This window comes from Nitrosopumilus sp. b1 (assembly GCF_014078545.1).
GTDB lineage: Archaea > Thermoproteota > Nitrososphaeria > Nitrososphaerales > Nitrosopumilaceae > PXYB01.
The window spans coordinates 1-1,054 of sequence record NZ_MU078740.1; the positions used below are offsets into that span (position 1 = coordinate 1).

At 38.1% G+C, this 1,054-nt stretch carries 1 protein-coding gene; it reads left to right on the forward strand.

Annotation, left to right across the window (positions count from 1 at the left end; genetic code table 11):
* Positions 1–260: 260 nt before the first annotated feature.
* A partial coding sequence (locus tag C6988_RS09810; RefSeq protein WP_182135096.1) for a CBS domain-containing protein occupies positions 261–1,054 on the forward strand: 794 nt, incomplete at its 3' end.

The following is a 1,054-nucleotide window of genomic DNA, read 5'->3' on the forward strand; positions in this document are numbered from 1 at the left end:
AAACTCTCGTCCGTCATCAGATTTTAGAACAAGCATTCCTTCTACTGCATATGGATCAACAAATCCGACATAATCAATTTTGACTGATTCATAATCTTGTTCTTGTTGCTGATCAATTTCCAAGTTAGAGTTAACTGCCTTGTTTTTGCTTATAAAGTTGATAATAGAAATTGATGAACTTTGAAGAATTTCTTTTATAAGTAAAAAATCTTGATCAGTTCTTACTTAAAATATCAGCAATATTGGGGATTGGGTAAGATTTGTCAAGCAACCCAGAGCGTTCCGTATCGTACGTACTAACTAGAGCAGTCTCAAACTACATGGATACTGAAGTCTTGATGCTAGAGCAGAGTACGCCAACACGAGAGGCAGCAAGAATGCTGCAACACTATGAACGAGATGACATTATTGTAACTGATCTATTCAAAAAACCAGTTGGAATTGTAACTGATGAAGATATTCTAAGAAAGGTAAGTGATGCATCAATTACTGCAGAGCATACAACTCTAAAAGACATCATGAGCACCCCGCTAATTACAATTCATGAAAACGCATCACTCCAAGATGCATTACACATTATGAGAGATAATAAAATACGAAAACTGCCAGTTCTATCAAAAAAGACAGAGCAGGTAGTTGGAATCATCCTACAAGGGACAATTGCAAACATCATTCGAGATGCCACTGCAATACAGCCCAGACTGTTATCACCACCAGTAAAGGCAGTCTTGGGAAACTTGGGATTTGTCTTGCAATTTGCAGGAGTATTGCTTCTAGTTCCTGCAATTATGGCTACAATTCTAAATGATACAGTAACTGCAACTGGAATCTATCTTACAACTGTACTTTTGCTAGTTACTGGCTTTTTCCTCAACTCGTATGGCGAAAAGGCAGCACTTAACATGCAACAAGCATCGATTCTGGTGTTCTCAAGCCTGTTTATTCTTACATTGTTTGGTACTATTCCGTATCTGTATGTCTCACCGTTTGAAGGAGAGTCCCCAGTTGAGGCATTTGCAAACGGATTCTTTTCTAGTGCTGCAGGATTTACAAC